The 20468-nt window shown below is 39.0% G+C and carries 17 protein-coding genes; all 17 read right to left on the minus strand.

The genetic code is table 11. From position 1 onward, the window contains the following. Positions 1 to 40: 40 nt before the first annotated feature. Positions 41 to 1714 carry an extracellular solute-binding protein gene (locus tag BM097_RS05690; protein WP_090546801.1) on the minus strand — a complete coding sequence of 558 codons (1674 nt, stop codon included), beginning with the start codon at positions 1712 to 1714 and terminating at the stop codon, positions 41 to 43. 158 nt (positions 1715 to 1872) lie between these two features. Continuing rightward, complete coding sequence (locus tag BM097_RS05695; protein ID WP_242944663.1) at positions 1873 to 3462, minus strand: response regulator transcription factor; 1590 nt, start codon at positions 3460 to 3462, stop codon at positions 1873 to 1875. Then, positions 3459 to 5066, minus strand: a complete 1608-nt coding sequence (locus BM097_RS05700) for a sensor histidine kinase (protein ID WP_090546804.1) — start codon at positions 5064 to 5066, stop codon at positions 3459 to 3461. Before BM097_RS05700 ends, BM097_RS05695 begins: the two co-directional genes overlap by 4 nt. Before the next feature lie 13 nt (positions 5067 to 5079). Next, positions 5080 to 6633, minus strand: a complete 1554-nt coding sequence (locus tag BM097_RS05705; protein ID WP_090546806.1) for a glycoside hydrolase family 43 protein — start codon at positions 6631 to 6633, stop codon at positions 5080 to 5082. A 14-nt stretch (positions 6634 to 6647) separates the two neighbouring features. Beyond that, positions 6648 to 8345, minus strand: a complete 1698-nt coding sequence (locus BM097_RS05710; protein WP_090546808.1) for an SGNH/GDSL hydrolase family protein — start codon at positions 8343 to 8345, stop codon at positions 6648 to 6650. A 130-nt stretch (positions 8346 to 8475) separates the two neighbouring features. After that, on the minus strand, positions 8476 to 10617 hold the full coding sequence (locus BM097_RS05715; RefSeq protein WP_090546810.1) for a glycoside hydrolase family 3 C-terminal domain-containing protein: 2142 nt from the start codon (positions 10615 to 10617) through the stop codon (positions 8476 to 8478). Further along, a complete protein-coding gene (locus BM097_RS05720) occupies positions 10589 to 11239 on the minus strand; it encodes a YesL family protein (protein WP_177197382.1) in 651 nt (216 codons plus the stop codon). The genes BM097_RS05715 and BM097_RS05720 overlap by 29 nt, the downstream gene beginning before the upstream one ends. A gap of 119 nt (positions 11240 to 11358) precedes the next feature. Then, on the minus strand, positions 11359 to 13134 hold the full coding sequence (locus tag BM097_RS05725) for a Tle-like phospholipase domain-containing protein (protein ID WP_090546815.1): 1776 nt from the start codon (positions 13132 to 13134) through the stop codon (positions 11359 to 11361). A 3-nt stretch (positions 13135 to 13137) separates the two neighbouring features. Continuing rightward, positions 13138 to 13878, minus strand: a complete 741-nt coding sequence (locus BM097_RS05730; RefSeq protein ID WP_090546819.1) for a hypothetical protein — start codon at positions 13876 to 13878, stop codon at positions 13138 to 13140. Between the two features lie 11 nt (positions 13879 to 13889). After that, positions 13890 to 14177: a hypothetical protein gene (locus BM097_RS05735; RefSeq protein ID WP_090546821.1), complete on the minus strand. Its 288-nt coding sequence runs from the start codon at positions 14175 to 14177 to the stop codon at positions 13890 to 13892. Positions 14178 to 14188: 11 nt separating this feature from the next. Then, entirely contained in the window at positions 14189 to 14473 is a 285-nt protein-coding gene (locus tag BM097_RS05740) for a hypothetical protein (protein ID WP_090546823.1), read from the minus strand. Beyond that, positions 14454 to 14870: a hypothetical protein gene (locus BM097_RS05745; RefSeq protein WP_090546825.1), complete on the minus strand. Its 417-nt coding sequence runs from the start codon at positions 14868 to 14870 to the stop codon at positions 14454 to 14456. Before BM097_RS05745 ends, BM097_RS05740 begins: the two co-directional genes overlap by 20 nt. A 209-nt stretch (positions 14871 to 15079) precedes the next feature. Beyond that, the gene (locus BM097_RS05750) at positions 15080 to 16750 is read right to left on the minus strand and encodes a type 2 periplasmic-binding domain-containing protein (RefSeq protein ID WP_090546827.1); all 1671 of its coding nucleotides are present in this window, start codon (positions 16748 to 16750) and stop codon (positions 15080 to 15082) included. An 84-nt stretch (positions 16751 to 16834) separates the two neighbouring features. Beyond that, positions 16835 to 17803 (minus strand): carbohydrate ABC transporter permease, encoded by a 969-nt coding sequence (locus tag BM097_RS05755; protein WP_090546830.1) that lies wholly within the window; start codon positions 17801 to 17803, stop codon positions 16835 to 16837. Between the two features lie 11 nt (positions 17804 to 17814). After that, positions 17815 to 18771, minus strand: a complete 957-nt coding sequence (locus BM097_RS05760) for an ABC transporter permease (protein ID WP_090546833.1) — start codon at positions 18769 to 18771, stop codon at positions 17815 to 17817. A 138-nt stretch (positions 18772 to 18909) separates the two neighbouring features. Beyond that, complete coding sequence (locus BM097_RS05765) at positions 18910 to 19590, minus strand: GntR family transcriptional regulator (protein ID WP_090546836.1); 681 nt, start codon at positions 19588 to 19590, stop codon at positions 18910 to 18912. Positions 19591 to 19736: 146 nt separating this feature from the next. Then, positions 19737 to 20366 (minus strand): ECF transporter S component, encoded by a 630-nt coding sequence (locus BM097_RS05770; protein WP_242944664.1) that lies wholly within the window; start codon positions 20364 to 20366, stop codon positions 19737 to 19739. Between the last annotated feature and the right edge of the window lie 102 nt (positions 20367 to 20468).

Genomic DNA, 20468 nt, shown 5'->3' on the forward strand with positions numbered 1-20468 from the left:
CCAAGGGGTTTATACCTCTACCCGTTTTTCTTACTTATTTTTATTCGTATTTAGCTGCTTCTTCCATTCTTCTCTCAAGTTCAGCCTGCATCTCTGAAATGAAGTCTTCTGGCTTGCACTCTTCATAAACCTTCATGTACTCAGCCCAACCCTTTTCAAAGTCGTCAGCCATAACAACCTTTGGAAGATACTGGTGCTTAATTTCACCCATCTTTGTCCAAGCTGTACCACCTGGTGTAGCTGTTGTCATTGAGCTAGAGAATGTGTACATTGGATACCAAGGACCTGGCTTCTCTGATGTACCAATCATCTCTACGTATGTCTTAGCACCATATGCTTCGAAGCACTTCTTGATTGGCTCTGAAAGTCCATCGAAGAATTCCTGCTCCTGTCCATCAGACTTCATAGCATTCTTGCCATCACGGCTTGTTCCATTATACTGTGGGAAGTATGAGTAAGAGCATGTGTGTGAAGCCTTGTAAGCTGTATCAGATGCCTGCTTTCTCATCTCAGGTGTTCTGTAGTACATACCGTCATCGTCAACTAAGTAATCTTCGCCTTCAACACCCCAGAATCTTAAATCGTGGATGTCCTGATCAAGAAGATCGTTTACAAACTGAAGTGCACCCTCAACATCCTTGCATGATGTTGTGATTGCAAGACCTGAAGCTACGTTAAGAACTCCGCCTGAGTTGTGCCACTGGTTGTGCATTCCCTTTTCAATTGTGATTGGAAGTGGAACGTACTGGCAACCCTGCTCATCAAGACCTGCTGACTTGATTGCATCTTCGCCTGTGTAAGCGAAATCCCACCACTGGTCAATCATACCAAGTACACGACCTGAAGAAATCTTAGCGATGTACTCATCATATGTCTGTGTGAATGACTCAGGATCTACGATACCCTTGTGATACTCCTCGTTAAGCTTCTTGAAGTACTTAACAGCTGTATCTGTTGTGTTGTAATCGATAACCTTAAGGTTTTCTGGATCTACGATAACTGATCCATCGTTTGGATAACCATCAAGGAACTCTGGTGCGTTCTCTAAGCAGAAGTATCTCCAGTCATCGCAAAGGATTGTGTAAGGGATATTCTTTGTTGTACCATCAGCCATTGTTGGGTTAGCTTCGTTGTATGCTTCGATTAAGTCGAAGTACTCATCCATTGTCTCAATCTTTGGATATCCAGCCCACTCAAGAACTCTTGCCTGAATCCAGAATGCTTCATCGTTGTGTGTACATACACGCTCTTCTCCGTAGATGTTAGAGAACTGTGGAATCCAGTAGATGTGTCCGTCGCTCTGACGAAGCTGATCCCATTCCTGATCTGTGAAGTATTCTTTGATGTTTGGATATTTGTCGATATAATCATCAAGTGCTACAAGAGCGCCTGCTTCATACATCTGTACTGAACCATTTCCAGCTTCTACAAAATCTGGATACTCGCCACCAGCTATAAGAGTACCAATTGCCTCTTCAGCTGTCTGACCTGTAAGCCATGTCTCCTTTACCTTGCAACCAGTCTTCTCAGCAATAATCTGCTGGATCTCGTTGTCATCATTGATTTCTGAGCCAGGTACTGCAAAGAATGCTGTAAACTCTTTGATACCATCCTCATTAACTGCTCCGCCGCCTGCTGCTTGTTTTCCGCAACCTGCTAACATGCTTGAGAGCATCGTAGTGATAAGTAATGCACTTACGATTTTCTTCTTCATAAATTATAAACCCTCCTTTAATTTGTGGGACTTATCTGTCCCTCTTTCATAATGGTATTTTATGACAATTCTGTGAACGAAACACCCAAAAAAGTATAGATAAAGGGGGGAGAAAATTTAAACTTTTTACCGGAAAAAAAATAGAGCCTAGCTAAAAGCTAAGCTCCTATGTTTTTCTTGTATTTAGTTGGGGTGCAGCCGTTTGCTTCGATGAATTTATTTACGAAATAATCTACATCCTTGTAACCTACGGCCTCGGCCACCTCATATATTTTCATATCACTTTTACGAAGTAAGCGTGAGGCTTCCTCGATACGCTTTTCGTTTAGATAATCCTTGAAGGAACATCCATACTTTTTCCTGAACAGCTGTCCTAAGTATGCTGAATTGATAAAGTACTTTTCACTAAGATCCTTAAGTGTAAGGTTGCTGGAATAGTTTTTCTTTATCTCCTCTTCAATTTCTCCAAGAACGCCCTTTGATACATTTTTACGAAGCTGGGCTAAGTATTCGCCATAGGCATAAGCCATTCTGCAAAGATGAGTTTTGCCGCCTCGTCTGATTCCCTCTTCTGAAGTGCTCTCAGAAATCATACGAAGAATTTCCTCCTGGTTTACCTCGCTATCAAGCTCGCTGGCAAGATGTATCAACTGGAATAACAGGTAATTGATGTTAAGATTCATGGTAGATTCTGTAACACCGGTGTTCTTCATTTCTCCGTAGAAGGCATCAACCTTCTCGCGGATATTCACATGCTCACCCTTTTCGATAGCTTCGATTAAATCATCCAGCTGCTTCTTACAGATAATGATTCCAGAATCTGTAACCTTGTATTCATCCTCGTAGTAATATAGTCTTTTCTTTTCTCTAAAGCCCTGAAGAGAACGAAGCATATTAGCTGTGCCGTAGGACTTTGAAATATTTTTTATGCCAGATACGGTTTTTCCTACTAAAATAGTGGCAGGTAAATTCGTATTTACGATAATAAACTCTAAAAATTCTGATATGAATTCCTTCATGGTAAGCTGCAGGCGCTGCCCCATTGATTCTGTGTAGATGAATCCCAAATCATAAATCTTTTCGCTATCAGAAACATCCATTACACACAAATCCGCATCAGTCTTTAGAAATTCTGTTGCTGCTGAATATAGCTTTTTCAGCTGTTCCTTTTTCTCATCATCGGAATAATCCTCTGATAAAGCCACATCATCCAGCTGAACCTCAAGATAACACATTTCATCATCTATATTGATTTTATTGGAAAGAAATTCAAGATTACCCTTATCGTACTTTCCACTAAGAAGAGACATAAGATTTCTGTCAAGAAATGCTCTTTCCTTTTTTGCTCTGTCTAAATTAAGACTTTCCTTTTCTGTATTAAGTGCAGACACCTTACGAAGGATTGTAATAAGCTGTTCCTTTTCTACAGGCTTTACTATGTAATCTGTACAATTATATCTTAATGCTTCCTGAGCATAATTAAATTCTGCAAAACCACTTAGAATTACAAAATAAACATCACTGTGTTTTGTCTCTCTAAGCTCTTTTAGCAATTCTAAGCCAGTCATCACTGGCATTTTAATATCAGCAATAACTAAATCCACAGGATTGTAGCTTATAAAATCAAGTGCTTCCTTACCATTAGTGGCAGTGTGAACCTCGTAGCCTTCTGCCTCCCAGTCAAGAATAAGCTTTAACCCCTGTAAAATAAATGGTTCATCATCAACTAGTAATACCTTTAACATCATATCAACCCCTTTAAAAATTCTGTTGGAATAGTGATTTGAACTAATGTCCCTGTACCCGCCTCGGAATCTAAATCAAATGTTACCCTGTTATCGGAAATCATTTTTAATCTTAAGCAGGCATTAACAACACCAACTCTACCCTTCTCCTTCAACATATCGATGCTTGCATTACGCATTCGATATAAAAGCTCCTTCGCATCCTCCTCTGGAATTCCATTACCTGTATCTTCTATTTCTATAGTAGTAATAGAATCATCTCCAGATACTCTAACAAAAATCCAGCCAGGTGTGGTCTTGCTTTCTATTCCATGAACAACTGCGTTTTCCACAAAGGTTACCAAAGTAAGCTTTGGTATACACAATTTTTTGCAGTCATCCTCAATATCGATTTCAAATGATAGTCTATCACCAAATCGATATTTTTGCAGTTTTAAATATGCATCCACAAATTCCATTTCGTTTTCAATGCATATATTATCCTGCTGCCATTCTGTGTATTGACGCTGAAGCTTTGCAAGATGCTCCACCATGGAAGCCGTTTCATTCTCCTGCTTGAGCAGCGAATGCATTCTAATGCTTTCAAGGGAATTAAACAAAAAGTGAGGATTAATCTGGCTATGCAATGCCAAAAGCTCGGCATTTTTTCTAGCCACCACAGTCTCCTGCTCCTTTAGTTTATTCTTGTAAGCTGTGTGCATTAGATCACTGACAAATAATGGCAATGCAATATTAATAATAAGCATAAATAGCAATTGATACCACTTATTTTTGAAAATATACCAAAAATTTGTAGGGGCTCCTACGATTTTAATCTGTAGCGTTTGACCATATACCTCAATATTCTGTATATAAGATATATCCCTTAGATTATCCACCGAAGAATAGTTTTTTGCAACATTACTATATTTTCCATTGGACATACGAATGTACTCATCATCACAAATATATGCCCTAAACTCATAATTGAGATTTTCCAGCTGCTCTACAAACTGAGCATAATCAATCTCTATCAGCATAATATTTTTAGAATTGTAATCGTAATAATTCAGTTTTTGAAAAAAATATACGGTTCTTTGAATAGAATGGTTGGGCGCCATTTTTGTACCAAAATACAAGCCCTTATTCAAATTAGATTTTTGAATGTACTCGTACCAGTCTGTCCCTTGGGCCTTTTCAATTGTTTGAAACTCGGCTCCATTGATAACAGTAGGATTATCTATATAAATCTTAAAGCTCATCCCGGACTGGCTTGTAACCAGATGTAACAAGGTATCATCAAAGAATGATTGATATGAATTGTAATAATCTAAAGGTGATGCATATTCTGCATGTAAAAATCGGTGTACATACAGACTGCTATAGAGGGCACTTCCCAGTTTAGCAGCCTGATCCACCTGATTGAAAAATGTATAATGAATTGCATTAGCTTCGTTTTCTAAATGATGTCTGCGAATTGTTTTTTCTGTATTATAAATAGAAGTAAGTATCAATCCATCAGAAACCAAAATTGGAAAAACTACAAATATTATGTAGAGGACTACCATACTTTTTCTTGTTACATTTGAAGTTAATCCACTTTTAATTTTAGAAAAAAGCTTATTCATTTCATTAATACCTTTACTTTAATTCTGTAACACTAAGCCAAGAGAAATCGCAATTATTCTTACTCTCTTCGCCATTAGATGAAGTGTACATACCCACTGTACATCCTACAAAGCCACCTGCTTCTTCAGTTGTATATGGGAGTAAGTCCACATCATCCTTTACTAGTATATAATTATTGCCACGAATTAGCCATACACTAGCCGATTGATTTTTTGCTTTAATCTCAATTTCAGCTGATGGATTATGCAACAATGTAGATGCGATAACATTTTCCTCGCCCTTAATCACTGTTCTAACCTGAAGCTTAAGTGCTCCCTCACGCATAACAATCTCTACTGACAAATGATTTGCATGATTCTGGAACAATACCAAACCACCGCACTCATTTTCATTAGTAGGATTGAATTCCACTCTTGTGTTAACCTTAAATGCATAATCCTTCTGGCGTAATCCTAAATATGAAGGATAGCATGTATCCTCGATGCGTTCCTTTCTTGTGTGAAGTCGCATAAATCCTGGACGGTCTGTAAGGGAATAAATCTCCTCATTTCTCTTCTCGATTCCCACCAATCTATCATCAAGCTTATCTGAGTAGAAGTGCAATGTATCACTCCAATCATTCTCCTGTGGGAATGGATGCTCCTCAAGAGGAATCTCCACCTCATCTGTAAGCTTACCAATACCAGGATTAATTACTGGCCATCCATCTTCCCATTCAACCTTTGCAAGGAAGGTCTCACGGCCGATGCTACAATGCTTCTTACAAGGACGTGATGCAAGCATAACGATATAGTAATTACCGTTCTTATCATCTACCAAATCACCATGTCCAGCATAGATAATAGGATAATCCTTACCAAGATTTCTATGTGAGAAAATTGGATTTCTAGGGCAGCCCTCGAACCACTTAAACAATTCCTTTGAACGAGCTACAGAAATGGCATGCTCTGGGCCTGTACCGCCTTCTGCATGAAGAAGATAATAATAGCCATCCTTCTTATAAAGATGTGGACCTTCTGGCCAGATTACATCCTTCACTGCGCCCTTCCAGATAGCCATAGACTCACCTGTAAGCTTCATTGTATTTAAATCTAATTCCTGTACCCAAATTTCCCAGTCGCCGTTATATCTTACGCCCTCTGGATTTGGTCTAGTTCCTACATAATAGCATTTTCCATTATCATCAAAGAAAAGTGATGGGTCGATACCAGGTGCATCTTCCCCAAGATAAAAAGGCTTAGACCATGGGCCTGCTGGGTCGTTTGCAGTAACAATGAAGTTACCGCCATGGCTCACATTTGTTGTAATCATATAGAATGTGCCATTGTGCTCTCTAATTGTAGGAGCGAAAATTCCTCTTGAAATCTCGCCACTTACTGGAAGCTGGCTCTCATTATGAAGTACATGACCTATCTGCTCCCAATGTGCTAAATCCTTACTATGAAAAATTGGAACTCCCGGTGCATACACAAAGCTTGAGCAAACAATATAAAAATCGTCTCCCACTCTGCATACACTAGGGTCTGGATAAAATCCCTTTAAAATAGGGTTGTGTGCTGTTGTCATAATATTCTCTCCCTTTATTTAACTACCCCAAATCCTAGGATAGTGAATTTGTTGCGAACGTCGTCTTTGTCCACGCGGATTTCTACGTGGTGGGTGGCGGTGGTTGGCTCGTCGATGAGGATTAGTGGGTTGCAGTGGCACCAGCGGTTTACGTATGGGTCAAGGTCGCGGATGAACTTGCCGTCTACGTATGCCTTTGCTGTGGCTGCGTCTACTTCTCCTGAATCCTTCATGATAACTACAAGTGCCTTGCAGTCGATATCTATCGTAAATACGTTATTGTCGGATTTGCTTCCATCGTACATCCAGTTGTATGGGAACTCTGGTGTAAGATGAAGGTCCATGTTCATTTCTACTGACTGAAGGACTGTGTCTGTTTCTGTGAAGCCGCCAGCATCGATTGTAGCTGCATCTAAATTGTCCTTCTTATCAAGTAAGAATACATTATCGAATGTGTTTCCAATGGCTGGTGCATCAGCAAGCTTTGGATCATATGAAGCATCTGTTCCCTTTTCGATGGCATTTTTCATAATGTTGATTAAGCAGTCTGCCATGATTGTGTGTCCCAAGTTTGTAGGATGGAACATATCATAGAAATACTGATGCTTTGTAAGGATGCGGTTATCTCTGTCGTAGAACTGAGGTGTTACGGCATCCTTTACGCTGGCCATTCCAAGGTCATATCTAAAGCCAACAGGTGATAATCTATCCTGTAGGTTGTAATCATCTGCAAATACAGAGAACATAAGAAGTACTGCTGGGTTGCTTGGAAGGCTAAGAGCACGTCTTACTAAGCTTTCGTAGCAATCACCCTTTGTCTCATCACCCTCGTCATTTACTGCAAATTCAACAACAAGAATATCTGGCATAACCTTGCCATAGCAAAGTACATCTCTTTCGAAGCGGCACATACCAAGCTCTGAAGGTGTTCCGCCTACGCCAGCCTTAAGATAGTGGATGTTGTCGCCGTCACCCATAAGCTTCTTGAAGCCTAAGAATGACTTGTAAGCGTAGCATTCTGTGTTGATTGGTGTAGCACCTGCGCCCTGTGTAATAGAGCCACCGATATAGCAGATGTTTACATCCTCTCCTCTTTTTGCCTTTTCCACTACATCAAGAATACGCTTTGTGTTTCCAAGATTTACTAAAGATCGGTCAATCATCTCCTTGTATTCTTTAGAATTTGTATCTACTGGCTTTTCCTCAAGCTGAGGTGGAGCTGTATATCCATCATTTAAGAAGAATCTTACTGAAAGATAAGCCTTCTGCTCAGGGGATGCTGTGTGGACTCTAATCTGTCCTGGCACATCATCATCGTCTGTCCAGTTTATGTCCTTAAGGTAGATTCTTTCTTCTTTAGCATTTGTATTAACATCTGCAATCAGGTTTGCTCCGCCGCCATACAAATCCTTCTTTCCATACATCTGGAAAACGAATTCTGCTGTATCATCCTTGTCTTCCATTTCGATGGAAACACCTACTGAATGAACAAGCTTTTTGAAGCCATCTACTGTTTCCATAAGCTTAAGTGTTGCTTCATCTGTAACATTTCCCGTGAAGGATGCGCTGCTGATTAAGCGGCCGTCGCTCTGGTAAAGATATGAAACACCTTTGCCATTTTCATCCTCTGCTGTGAAGATTTCTTTGTCCTTTATTACATAAAAATATGGTCTGTTCTTTTCTGGATCTGTTGGTGCTTTTACTATTTCCATTACATTATCCTCCTATATGGCTTCTCCCTATGGGAGAAGCTGTCACCGCAGGTGACTGATGAGGGTTGTAACTATATTTGACCCTCATCCGTCTGCTGCGCAGCCACCTTCCCCCAGAGGGGGAAGGCTATTAATACTCTACTTCAGTTACAGTGCCTTCTAGCTCTATATCAAACTGGGCAACCTTAGTGCCTGTGAGCTCTTCAGTGCGAGCGTCTGGCTGTGCACCGCCGATTGATACAGTAAAGAGTCCTGGTTCTACAATGCATCTTCCCTTTTCATCGATGATTGCAAAATCACGGGCTGAAAGCTCTAATTCAACCTTCTTTGTCTCGCCTGCGGCAAGCTCTACCTTCTTAATCTTTCTAAGAGAACGGATTGGTACTCTTGTGCTGGCCTCAACATCCTTTACATATACCTGCACAGTTTCAATCTGACTCATATCACCAGTGTTTGCGATATCACAAGTAAGCATAAATGTATCGCCGATGTTGCCCTTAGCCTTGTCTACTGCTGCATTTTCGTATTTTACCTTTGAGTAGCTTAAGCCGTATCCAAATGGATAAAGTGGTGTGCCCTTGAAATATCTGTAGGTTCTGTTATCCATTGAATAATCTTCAAAGGCTGGTAAATCTTTATCTGAAGCATAGAAAGTAAGTGGTAATTTACCGCTTGGGCTTTCTTCGCCAAATAATACCTGTGCGATAGCCTTTCCGCCTCTGGCTCCTGGATACCAGCAATGCATTATCGCATTTACGTTATCCTGTGCCCAAGACAAATCAAGTGCTGAACCTGCAAGAATTAAAAGTACAACTGGCTTTCCGATTGCTGTAATCTTCTCTAAAAGCTCCTGCTGCAAGCCCGGAAGCTTAAGCCCCTTCTTATCACCACTACCGAATTCGTTTCCGGCATCGCCTTCCTCGCCTTCGATTGTTGCATCAAGACCTAGACACATAACTACTAAATCAGAATGCTCTGCAACTGCCATGGCCTCAGCAAATGTATCTCTTGCCTCTGAAAGTACGTGGGTTCTGTCCTTCCAAAGTGGAGTTCCGTCAGAATGGAAGATTCTAACATCATCCCCAACATATCTTTGAATTCCTTCAAGAACAGTGATGTATTCTGAAGACATTCCCTCGTAATTTCCAACTAATGCTGCGCGTGAGTTAGCGTTTGGTCCGATAACACCAATAGTCTTATGCTCGCCCTTCTTAAGTGGAAGGATTCCATCATTCTTAAGAAGCACAAGGCTCTTTCTTGCTGCTGCAAGTGCTAAATCAACGTGTTCCTTGCACTCTACTACCTCGTATGGGATTTCATCATACTTTGTTGTCTGACCCTCAAGTGTGCCAAGACGAAGTCTGATTTCCATAAGTCTTGCTACTGATTCATCAATAGTTTCTTCTGTAACAAGCCCTGCCTTGTATGCGTAAAGAAGCTTCTCGTATACACATCCGCAGTTCAAATCGCAGCCGTTATTCACAGCAAGTGCTGCAGATTCCACTTCACAGCCTGTTACCTTGTGATTTTCGTGGAAATCTCTGATTGCCCAGCAATCTGAAACTACATGGCCTTCAAAGCCCCAGTCGCCACGTAAAATATCCTTTAATAATCTCTTGCTTCCGCAGGCTGGCTCGCCGTTTACTCTGTTGTAAGCGCCCATGACAGCCTCTACCTTTGCATCCTTTACAAGACGCTTGAAAGCATACAGATATGTGTCATATAAATCCTGGTCAGAAACTCTTGCATCAAAATGATGTCTGTCTGCCTCTGGACCAGAGTGAACTGCAAAATGCTTTGCACAGGCCGCTGCCTTTGGATGGTCTAGATCCTCCCCCTGCAAGCCCTCTACAAAAGCCATACCAAGCTGACCTGTAAGATATGGGTCCTCACCGTATGTCTCATGGCCACGTCCCCATCTAGGATCACGGAAGATATTTACGTTAGGTGCCCAATATGTAAGTCCCTTGTAGATATCTCTGTCACCATGCTTTGTAAATTCATTATATTTTGCACGGCCTTCTGTAGATGTAACATCTGCCGCACGTCTAACTAAATCCTCATCAAATGTAGCACCAAGGCCGATTGCCTGTGGAAACATTGTGGAATCTCCAGCTCTGGCAACGCCGTGAAGAGCCTCGTTCCACCAGCAATATTTTGGAATGCCCAGTCTGTCAATTGCCTCGGCGTGATGTAACATTTGAGAGCATTTTTCCTCAATTGTCATCTTTGAAACAAGCTCTTTAGCTTGCTTTAACGTCTCCTGATTCATTAACTTCTTCTCCTTTTGTAATCATTTCCAGTTGTTTATTAAATTCTTTACTTATGTAGTAAAGTGATACTGTCGTTGCAAGAATCCATATCAAAAGCCCCCACTCAATGTACCAAGCACAAATAATATATGGAAGGAATGTCACTATAAAAATAAGTACCATTCGCGGAAAGTTTAGCATTGCCATTACCATGGATGCCTTTACAAGTTCCTTTGATTCCACTTCATATCGCGCCACGAAAGGGAACATGCAATAAGTTACTGACCATACAAGAAAAGTAAGTACACCTAAGGCCGCCTTCAAAATAAATGGCATTCCTGTAGCCATACCAAACAGCACATTGTACCAATCAAAGGCAAGTATCGCATATACGATAAGAAAGATTAGCCATACTGCTGTAACCTGCTTAAAATTTTCCTTGAAGGATTTAAAATAAGATTTGGTCGCACTTGGCTCCTCACCTCTTACTATTTTCATTGATACATAATATTTAGCTGTAAAAGCTGCACCTATGGTAAAAATTGGAATTGAACATAGAAAGCAAAGTAGATTTATGATTATAAAATCTGCCACCTTGCTAAGAAACTCCATTACTTCACTGTCTGGGTTAAAAATCTGCATAACATTAATACCTCCGGATACTATCTTGGATGATAAAATTGTAAAAAAAAATCCCACTAACATCTACTGACAAATTTTAGATGTTAGTGGGGTAAAATTTTAGTCTACATAATTTTCAATTAAGCTATTCCAAATTCAGTTCTGAAGCTACTTGTTAAATCATCAATCTTTGTTGCTGTCGAATTTACAACCTGGGCATATCTGTCATCTGCCTCATTGGCCTTTTGGAAAAGACTCCTTATGGATGATTCGTACTCATCCTTATCGTTAGCCATAGAATCACTGATTGCTACTGCAGCATCTACATTTCCCCAAATAGTAATCATAAACCACTCTGGATGGTTTATTAATGTCTCGCCTATCTCTTTGAAGGTTTCAACTGCCGCACTGGCTAATTCACAGAAAATCTCTAACATTTTTGAAAGGAATGCCTCTGTAAAGTCCCTGATTTTGCCAGCTGCATACTTTACAAAGGATACAAATTTATTCCAAGCATATTTTATGGCTTCAACAATCTTATGAATTATTGCCTTTACAACTTTAATTAATTCCTTTACAAATGCTACCAATAGCTTCACCAATTCCTTAACTAAAGCAATAACAAATGCGACAAGAAGTATTAATGCCAAAAGTGCAGCAACCCCCTCTAAAATATAGAACAGCACTGGCGCAAAAATATGTAAAACATGTAATAAGGCCACAAAGCCTAAAGCAACTGCTCCAATTAATAAAACTGTTTTTGTTGAGAAATCCGGGATAAACTGAATAATAAACTTGACCATATCAATTGTGGAAATACCGTTTTCTATTCTAAATTCATATAGCTTTACAAGGATTGTCATCCAGCCTATTGGATTGGATGCCATGCTCTTTAAAGCGGCTCCTAAATCCTGGTCGCCCAATAAATATCCTGCAAAAGGTCCCAATGTATCTACAATTGTTTCCAATTCCCAAGGTGTAGAATTATCCATAACGTATTGTGTGAATTTTCTGATTCCACCTATTAATGGATTTTCCTTATTTGTAACATTAAAATATGGCAAGCCATTTTCATCTAATAAGAAGTTACCATTTTCATCTGTAATAAAGAAAGAAACCGGGCTATGATACTCAGCTCCATTTTGCATTCCATATCCTGCACAAATTGGCTGATGACTTCCCGGAATCTGCTTCATCAGCACATGAACGAAATCTCTATCTATTGAATAGTTAGTGATGTTGCCCGCCTTTGCTTCTATCTGTTTAGCATATTTTTCAAGGAATTCATTAGAAAATCCCTGTCCATCAAATGCTACACAGCGATGAATCTTTCCGCTCTCATCTACGATTGTGACATACATGGCTTTATTAGCACCTTTAGAGTGACCTGTAACTGTTACATCTGTGTATTTAGGATTACCTGTAATTTTCTTTGCAAATTCAGCAGCACGTTTCTGCCTTGGTGTATCTGCGGAATTAAATCCTTTTACATTATCATGCCACTCATCATGCCCACTGGTTCCTTTGTAGGAGATTATAGCTTTTCCCGGATGTTTTGGGTCTTCATAGGCTATTGCTAGGTTAGTATGCTTTCCACCTTTACCTTGCGTATCGGTATCAACAACTTTAAGATTCTTTATATTATCATCCTTCTGTATGTTTTCGATGATATTAGCCCATTCTTTACCACTGTTAAGAGAACCTCCAATTGATTTATCACCTTGTGCCCTTAAATTTTTAACGGCATCAGGCCCCAAAATCCTATTCAAAGCATGTCCTAATGTCTCACCTTTTTTTAATTTGAATGGAATCTGTTTTGATGCATTTTCTGGTTTTTCTTTTCCCAAAGCTGCATAAACTACATCCGCATCTATATAAGTAACTTGTTCAACTAATCCTAATTCTGCATCATTCATAACCTACTCCTCCGCATCTGATTTACTTACAAAATCTTCAACAGTATCACCCTCCCCAAAAAACTGTGGATATCCGATTTGATACTCTTCATCAAATTTTTCATCTTTTACTACATACAAAAATACACCCCTCAAATCATCCATTTGAGTTTCATAATAATCCCATAATTTATCGTATGCTTCTTTGGAATCAACATTTTCCATCTGACTTGCTCGAACGTGAATCTCAACATCGCCCCATTCTAATTTGTCACCGCTATCATTTGCTTCAAGAGCATCTATATAAATCATATAATCCGCACCGTTAAAGACTTCTTCCAAAAATGGTTTTGAATCTTCTCTAAGTTTTTTAGTTAACTTAACCATATCATAATCATCATGGAATTTAGTCTTATCTTCCTCATCACGCCATACAGAAACTCCATCATACACAGGATCATCATCGACTGCTACCGCAATCAGGTCTTCATCATCACCAAATGATAATCCATTATCATATCCAAGATACTCAAATTCTTTTCCATACTTTTCCTCAAGGTATTCAAGCATCTCTTCAATTGCTGTGATTGATTCCTTCTGGTCGTATTTTAAATCCTTCCAATCTGCTGAAAGACCATTTTCTACAAGGATTTTTTTCTGTCTCTCGTTTAATTTTTCTTTTCCTATTAAATCCATTCCTGAACATCCTCCAAATTGTATTAGCATTCCTAAAATCAAAACCATAGATACTAATCTTTTTTTCATTATGTTTCTCCCTATTTTCGATATATTCCAGCTAATCTTTCGTCTGTAGACTTAAATCGCTGTTCAGCCATTTCTAAATCAGCAACCAAATCATCTATAGCAGCCTTATATGCCAAACCTGCATTTTTAATGCTTGTAAGTTCCTTATCAAGAGCCTCCTTTGCCGAGCCCTGTGAAGAAGATAAACTGCTATTTATACTACTAATATGGCTAAGGTCTCGTGACACTTTTTTTAATTTATTAATATCACTTTTTAATGAAGTGAGATTTACCATCAATTCATCTAATTCTGCACTCATTTACTTTCCTCCTATAGGACAGATTCATATGACTCTACTTCCTCTATGAATCCTTCCAAATTTTTTTTATCATTTTCAACAGCCTCATGAAGTGCTCCAGAAAAATTCTTTAACATATTTATTTTGTTTGTAATTTCCCTATCTATCAAAATATCGGAAAGACTATTTTCCTTTAGACTATCAGCTATACCAGAAACTGTATCCGACGCCTCAGTGAGTTTAGTTACAATCTCTAATATATTAGTTACCTGATCTGCAAATTCCTCATCACATAGCTTAAGCTTTAGATTGCTCATTTCTTTCTCTTTCCTCCTCTGCTCTAATGGCTTCTATTCTTGCATAGCAGCTTGCAATTTCATCTCGTTTGCACTGTATTTCATAATTTATTGCATTTATCCTATCGTGAGCCTTATTTATAATATCCTGAGCGTTTGAATCCAGTTCACCACCTCGGTTATCATTATATACATCCAATAGACGTGATATTACTGTGTCAGCATAAGGCGCACTGCTGCGCAAGTCATCAATTCTTCTGACGGTGTTTCTCCTTCTTTGCATCTCCTCAAGATTTCGATTTTTCTTGATTGTAACGTCAGTTATTAAGTCTTCACCATTACTTCTTTCTTTTTCCAGCTTTCGAATTTCATCTTCCAGTTGTGAAATTCTATTCTGAAGATACGATATTTCACTCATTCTCTAACCACACTTTCTATTTATTTTTTTATTATATCTCTATCCTGTCTTTCAACTGTTTTTCTTAAAAATAAATTCATAGAAAAATAATTCACATTACTAAACAATTATATAATATTCTTTCAATTTTAGACACATTTTTTTCACATTTAAAACATATTTGTAGCAAAAAAGGACGAGCATTTCTGCCCGCCCTGTAAAAAATCATTTTATTCTACTGATGTAGAAGAACCATACTTAGCTTCAAACTTCTGTGTTCTCTCATCCATGATTGCCTGTCCACCTGCTGAAAGGTAATCTGCAATACCCTGATCCCAAACCTTGTCGAAATCAGCTGGCTTTGCTGCAAGAGCTGTATCAAATACTACATCTCTCTTAGATGAAAGTGCCTCACCCATACCATTTTCTGCAACAACTTCTGGAACCTTTACGTTCTTTGCAATCTTGTTGTTTGTTGCTGCATAATCAAGTGCCTGCTGTACATCAGCTGGGTCACATGATGGGTAGCTGTGTGCCATTGAAAGAAGTGTAAGATCATCATCACCAAGTGAAAGACCGTTACATGTAATTGTGTAATCGATGTTGTTACCTGAGTTCATGATTGGGTCGCCTGTTGCAGCGATGCACTCGATAGCGCCATCGTCAAGTACGTTGTGTGTTACGCCCTCATCACCAATCTGTAAGTACTTGATGTGCTCTGGAGCTGAAATCCAGTCAAGGTAAAGAAGTGATGCAAGTGGCTCATCATTTGTTGTAGGGAAGAAGATTTTTCTATCGCCTGCTGTTGAATCTACATACTTAAGTGTATCACCCTTTGAGTTTTCGAAGCAGTCAACTGCTACATACTTAGCATCATCGCCAACGATTCTCTTAAGGTTAGCCTGGATTGAATCATCTCCACCACGGAAAGGATAATCCCAGTTGTGCTGGAATGCACCAACATAACCAGCCTTCATCATATCATCCTCTGTTGAATCACCAGCTGTGTAAAGTGCGAAATCATTCCAAAGTAGGCCTTCGTTGTACCACTTGTTAAGTGTCTTCATAGCTTCCTTTGTTCCGTTCTGTGTAAGCTTTCTATCATCAAATCCGTTGATGTAGAATTCCTTATCTGTGATAGCTGGATCCATTTCTGACTCAATAAGAAGTGCTGCTCTCCAGCCTACATCAAATGAAACTGAGAATGGAACCATCTTGTCTGCATCCTTGCCAAGGAGCTCCTTAGCGTTGTCACGGAATGCACAGATATCCTCGTAGAACTCTTCCTTTGTCTTTGGCTCTTCAAGACCAAGCTTATCAAGCCAGTCCTTTCTCATGAATGTGTTGATACGTCTGTTGTTAGCACGCTTTCCTTCGATTGCCCAAAGTGTACCCTTCTCATCATCTAAATCCCAGTAGATGTTTGTATCGCCAAGCCAATCATTAAGGTTTGTAAGCTCTGAACCATACTGATCAAGAAGTGGCTTTAAATCTGTAACACCGCCCATGTTAGCGTATGTCTGGATTGTTGGGTATGAATATGTAAGACAGATGTCTGGTGCTCCGCCTGAAGCAAGAAGGTTGTTGATTTCTTCTGTCTCTGTCCAACGTGGAACTGAAACAAACTCAACCTCTACGTTGTGATCCTCAAGCATACCCTTTTTGATGTACTCTGTGTACATGTTGTCTGTAGGATCTGTACCGCCATCATTTCCTCTGTCATAAACCTCAACTGTGATGTGCTTTGTCTCTGCAAACTTTCCATCAACAAGCTCTGAAGCGCCTGCTGATTCACTGCTGTCTGCTGATGTGCTAGCTGACTTTTCGCTAGAGCCACCGCAGCCCACCATTCCTAGTGCCATTGCAGAAGCAAGCACTAATGCTACTAATCTTTTTTTCATTCATATACCTCCCAAGTATTATGTTAAATTTATAGGCCCCTTTAATTAGGGTTTAAAATAAGTTTTTTTGATAAAAACTCATTTCTACTCCTTAACCGCTCCTAAAGTAACTCCATGGATGAAGTACTTCTGTAAGAATGGATAGATGCAGAGGATTGGAATCGTAGAGAACATTACGATTGCAGCCTTTAAGGACTCTGATAAACCAGGTGTTGAGAATCCTTCCTGTGTGGCAACCTCTACTGAATTCATATTGTTCAATATGTTATAAAGTAAAAGCTGAAGAGGATAGAAATCCTTGTTCTTCATATACATCAACGCATCTGAGTATCCGTTCCATCTACCTACCGCATAAAAGAGGGCAAGTGTTGCTATTACTGGCTTAGACAGTGGTAAGTAGATAGACCAAAGGATACGGAAGAATGATGCACCATCAATCTCTGCTGATTCTCTAAGAGAATCTGGTATTCCGTAGAAGAAGCTTCTCATGATAATCATGTTGTAAACACTCATACATCCTGGGATGATAAGTACTAACGGATTATCAAGAAGGTTTAACTCCTTCATCAATAAGTAGTTAGGAATTGTTCCTGCGTTAAAGAACATTGTTATCGTAATTACGATATTGAAGAATGAACGTCCCTTAAGCTTATTAAATATAAGTGGGTATGCACAAAGTACTGTCATTGTTAATGAAATGAATGTACAAACCACTGTTAAAAATACTGTCCAGAAGAATGACTTAATATATTTTGGATCTCCTAAAACTGTTGAATAAGCGTCAATGTTAAGTCCCTTGGGAAGTAAGTAAACCTCTCTTCTTACCAAGAAATCTGTTCCTGATAATGAACGTGCTAAAAGGTTAATCATTGGAACCAAGCAAACCAAACTGATTATCACACAGATTGCTACGAATACTATATCGCCCACCTTTGTTCCATCAGATCTAACCATTCGGCTTGATTCCATCTCATCGTCTTTTTCTTTTTTTCTAGAAAGTGCAAAACTTTTCAAACCAATTTTTCCTCTCTTTAAAGCCATATCGTTTGCCATGTCGCACCTCCTTACCAAATTCCTCTTTCGCCAAGCTTTCTAGAAAGCCAGTTTGCGAAGAGTAAGAAGAATACACCTACCACTGATTGGAACAAACCAACTGCTGTTGTCAGTGAGAACTGCAATCCCTTAATACCATTTTTGTAAACGAATGTTGAAATAACTTCTGCATTCTGCATTACTAAGTTGTTCTGTAAAGCGAATGGTCTATCAAATGCTGAACCTAAGATATTACCAAGTGCCATGATAAGAAGTACTACGATTGTGCTCTTAATTCCTGGCAATGTGATGTGCCACATCTTTCTGAATCGTCCAGCTCCATCAACCGATGCTGCCTCGTATAATTCAGGTGAAATACCTGCGATTGCAGCTAAGTAGATGATTGAGTTCCAACCGAAGCTCTGCCATATTCCAAGGAATATATATGTTCCTACCCATTTATGTGGGTCGTTCAAAAATGGAACTGCATCTCCACCAAGGTTTGTAATTACCATGTTTACAAGACCGTTACCTGGTGCAAAAAGCTGAATTGCCAAACCATAAATGATAACCCATGAAAGGAAGTGTGGCATGTAAGCAATTGTCTGAACTGTCTTCTTAAACCACTTGATGTTCAGCTCGTTCAGAATCAATGCAAATATGATTGGTATCGGAAATCCGATACATAAATCCAACAGATTCAAACATACAGTGTTGCGTAATGCATTCAAGAAATCCTTATTGTGGAATGCCTGAATGAAATACTGGAAGCCATGATTATCAGCCCATGGCATCTCACCAACCTTTTGCACAATACTGTATTTCTTAAATGCAATCAGTACATACTTCATTGGAATGTACTTGAAAATAAGTAAATACAGCATTGGTAAAAGAAGTAGCGCGTACAGCTGCCAATATCTCTTTATGTAAGCTTTCCAGTTAAAACTGGCTGTTGATACTGCAGCATTTTTTGTTGCTAATACTTTCATAAATTTCCTCTCCTTCGAACTAGTATACAAGTATATTAGTTTTTCGTAAGAGTTTTGTCTATTCTAAAAAAACAACCAAAATGCCAAAAGCATTTTGGTTGTTTTACACATAATAGCTATATTGCCTATTAATTATTGCTATTCTTTTGCAAAAAATTGCGGATATGTTCTTAAAAGCTCTTCCTGGTCCACTCTATAGCGGTCTAAGTGCTTCTCAACTATCTCCTTAGCCTTATTTTTGTCCTTGTTTTTTATTGCACTAAGCATGATTCCATGGTCAGCTACAATCTTTGTATCTTTTACCGCAAGCATTGATAGGGTTCGCACTCTATCAAAATGAATCATTACATTTTTTCGCATGTTATGGATCATTTCTTTTTTAGCTGCCACATAAATCATTCTGTGAAACTCATTATCAAGCTCGAAAATCTTTTTAGTATTATTGCTCTTTAAATAAAATTCCTGCAACGCCACATTCTCTTCTAGTAATGCAATGTCATCTTCTGTAGCAAGATTACAGGCTTCCTCTATAACAGCAATATCTAAAACCTTACGAAGGAATACTGCCTCTTCCACGTATTTTGAATCAATCAATGACACGTAGCTTCCCCTCTGAGGGTATATCTCTATCAATGCGGCCTTATTCAATTCCTGAATAGACTCTCTAACTGGAGTACGGCTAACCCCAAGGAAGCTGGCTATCTCATTTTCGCTAATCAACTGCCCCGGCTCCAGGTCTATGGATATAATATTCTCCGTGATTGCACGCATTGCATATTCTCTTGCTGTTTCAGAATTATATCTTTCTACCGCTTTCATGTATCATCTCCCGACTTATATTTAGCATATTGCCTATCTAATACATTTAATACAATCTTGTATACAAGTCAAGGGATTTAATTTTCTTCATGAAAAAATCAGGCCACCCCTGACCTGATTTTATCTGCTGATTTTTAATCTAATTATTAATTATTGCCCTTAAGAAGTGGTCTAAGTGGTTGGTAAATAAGGATTGTAATAATTGCTGATAGAAGTCCTTTTACGATGGTAAATGGCACATTAAAAAACAATAAGCATTTTGCAATTGAATCAATATTTGCAAATGGTACAAGTGCTTGGTATGCAGCAACAATTACTTCCTTTGGCATAAAATTATAATATACCGGATATACGATAAAATAGTTTGATGGGAAGCTTATAGTGCCCATAATAACAGCGCCTACTAATGCGCCAATAATAGCATTTTTCTTTGTTTTCTTATGATGATAAATAAGGCCTGCTGGAAGCACGAAGGCTGCGCCTAAAATAAAGTTTGAAAGCTCACCTACACCGCCTGTTTGTGTCATCAAAAGATGCAACAGATTCTTAATCAGGCAAACAATTACGCCCCATACTGGTCCAAGTGCAAAAGCTGCCATAAGTGCTGGAAGCTCTGATAAATCAAGCTTGATAAATGATGGCATGATTGGAACTGCTGTGTCTAAAAACATAAGCACAAAAGCGATGGCTGATAGCATTGCTGTCACTGTCATCTTTCTTACATTTACCCTTGATTTCATTACTGCTCTCCCGTTTGTCATTTGTGTTGAATCCATTAATTCATCCTCCTAAAAATAAAATTATTATTTGTTAGGAATCTTCATTTGATTGTACGCAATTAAAAAGCCCTGAGATAAACTCAGGGCTGTAAATTCAAT

The organism is Pseudobutyrivibrio sp. OR37, from assembly GCF_900113655.1.
GTDB lineage: Bacteria > Bacillota > Clostridia > Lachnospirales > Lachnospiraceae > Pseudobutyrivibrio.

What these genes read in the sequence shown, in the direction of transcription:
- BM097_RS05740 (WP_090546823.1), bottom strand. Translation starts at nt 14,473, where the DNA reads ATGAGCAATCTAAAGCTTAAGCTATGTGATGAGGAATTTGCAGATCAG.
- BM097_RS05715 (WP_090546810.1), bottom strand. Translation starts at nt 10,617, where the DNA reads ATGAATCAGGAGACGTTAAAGCAAGCTAAAGAGCTTGTTTCAAAGATG.
- BM097_RS05745 (WP_090546825.1), bottom strand. Translation starts at nt 14,870, where the DNA reads ATGAGTGAAATATCGTATCTTCAGAATAGAATTTCACAACTGGAAGAT.
- BM097_RS05770 (WP_242944664.1), bottom strand. Translation starts at nt 20,366, where the DNA reads ATGGATTCAACACAAATGACAAACGGGAGAGCAGTAATGAAATCAAGG.
- BM097_RS05705 (WP_090546806.1), bottom strand. Translation starts at nt 6,633, where the DNA reads ATGACAACAGCACACAACCCTATTTTAAAGGGATTTTATCCAGACCCT.
- BM097_RS05730 (WP_090546819.1), bottom strand. Translation starts at nt 13,878, where the DNA reads ATGAAAAAAAGATTAGTATCTATGGTTTTGATTTTAGGAATGCTAATA.
- BM097_RS05765 (WP_090546836.1), bottom strand. Translation starts at nt 19,590, where the DNA reads ATGAAAGCGGTAGAAAGATATAATTCTGAAACAGCAAGAGAATATGCA.
- BM097_RS05720 (WP_177197382.1), bottom strand. Translation starts at nt 11,239, where the DNA reads ATGCAGATTTTTAACCCAGACAGTGAAGTAATGGAGTTTCTTAGCAAG.
- BM097_RS05710 (WP_090546808.1), bottom strand. Translation starts at nt 8,345, where the DNA reads ATGGAAATAGTAAAAGCACCAACAGATCCAGAAAAGAACAGACCATAT.
- BM097_RS05760 (WP_090546833.1), bottom strand. Translation starts at nt 18,771, where the DNA reads ATGAAAGTATTAGCAACAAAAAATGCTGCAGTATCAACAGCCAGTTTT.
- BM097_RS05725 (WP_090546815.1), bottom strand. Translation starts at nt 13,134, where the DNA reads ATGAATGATGCAGAATTAGGATTAGTTGAACAAGTTACTTATATAGAT.
- BM097_RS05750 (WP_090546827.1), bottom strand. Translation starts at nt 16,750, where the DNA reads ATGAAAAAAAGATTAGTAGCATTAGTGCTTGCTTCTGCAATGGCACTA.
- BM097_RS05700 (WP_090546804.1), bottom strand. Translation starts at nt 5,066, where the DNA reads ATGAATAAGCTTTTTTCTAAAATTAAAAGTGGATTAACTTCAAATGTA.
- BM097_RS05695 (WP_242944663.1), bottom strand. Translation starts at nt 3,462, where the DNA reads ATGATGTTAAAGGTATTACTAGTTGATGATGAACCATTTATTTTACAG.
- BM097_RS05735 (WP_090546821.1), bottom strand. Translation starts at nt 14,177, where the DNA reads ATGAGTGCAGAATTAGATGAATTGATGGTAAATCTCACTTCATTAAAA.
- BM097_RS05690 (WP_090546801.1), bottom strand. Translation starts at nt 1,714, where the DNA reads ATGAAGAAGAAAATCGTAAGTGCATTACTTATCACTACGATGCTCTCA.
- BM097_RS05755 (WP_090546830.1), bottom strand. Translation starts at nt 17,803, where the DNA reads ATGGCAAACGATATGGCTTTAAAGAGAGGAAAAATTGGTTTGAAAAGT.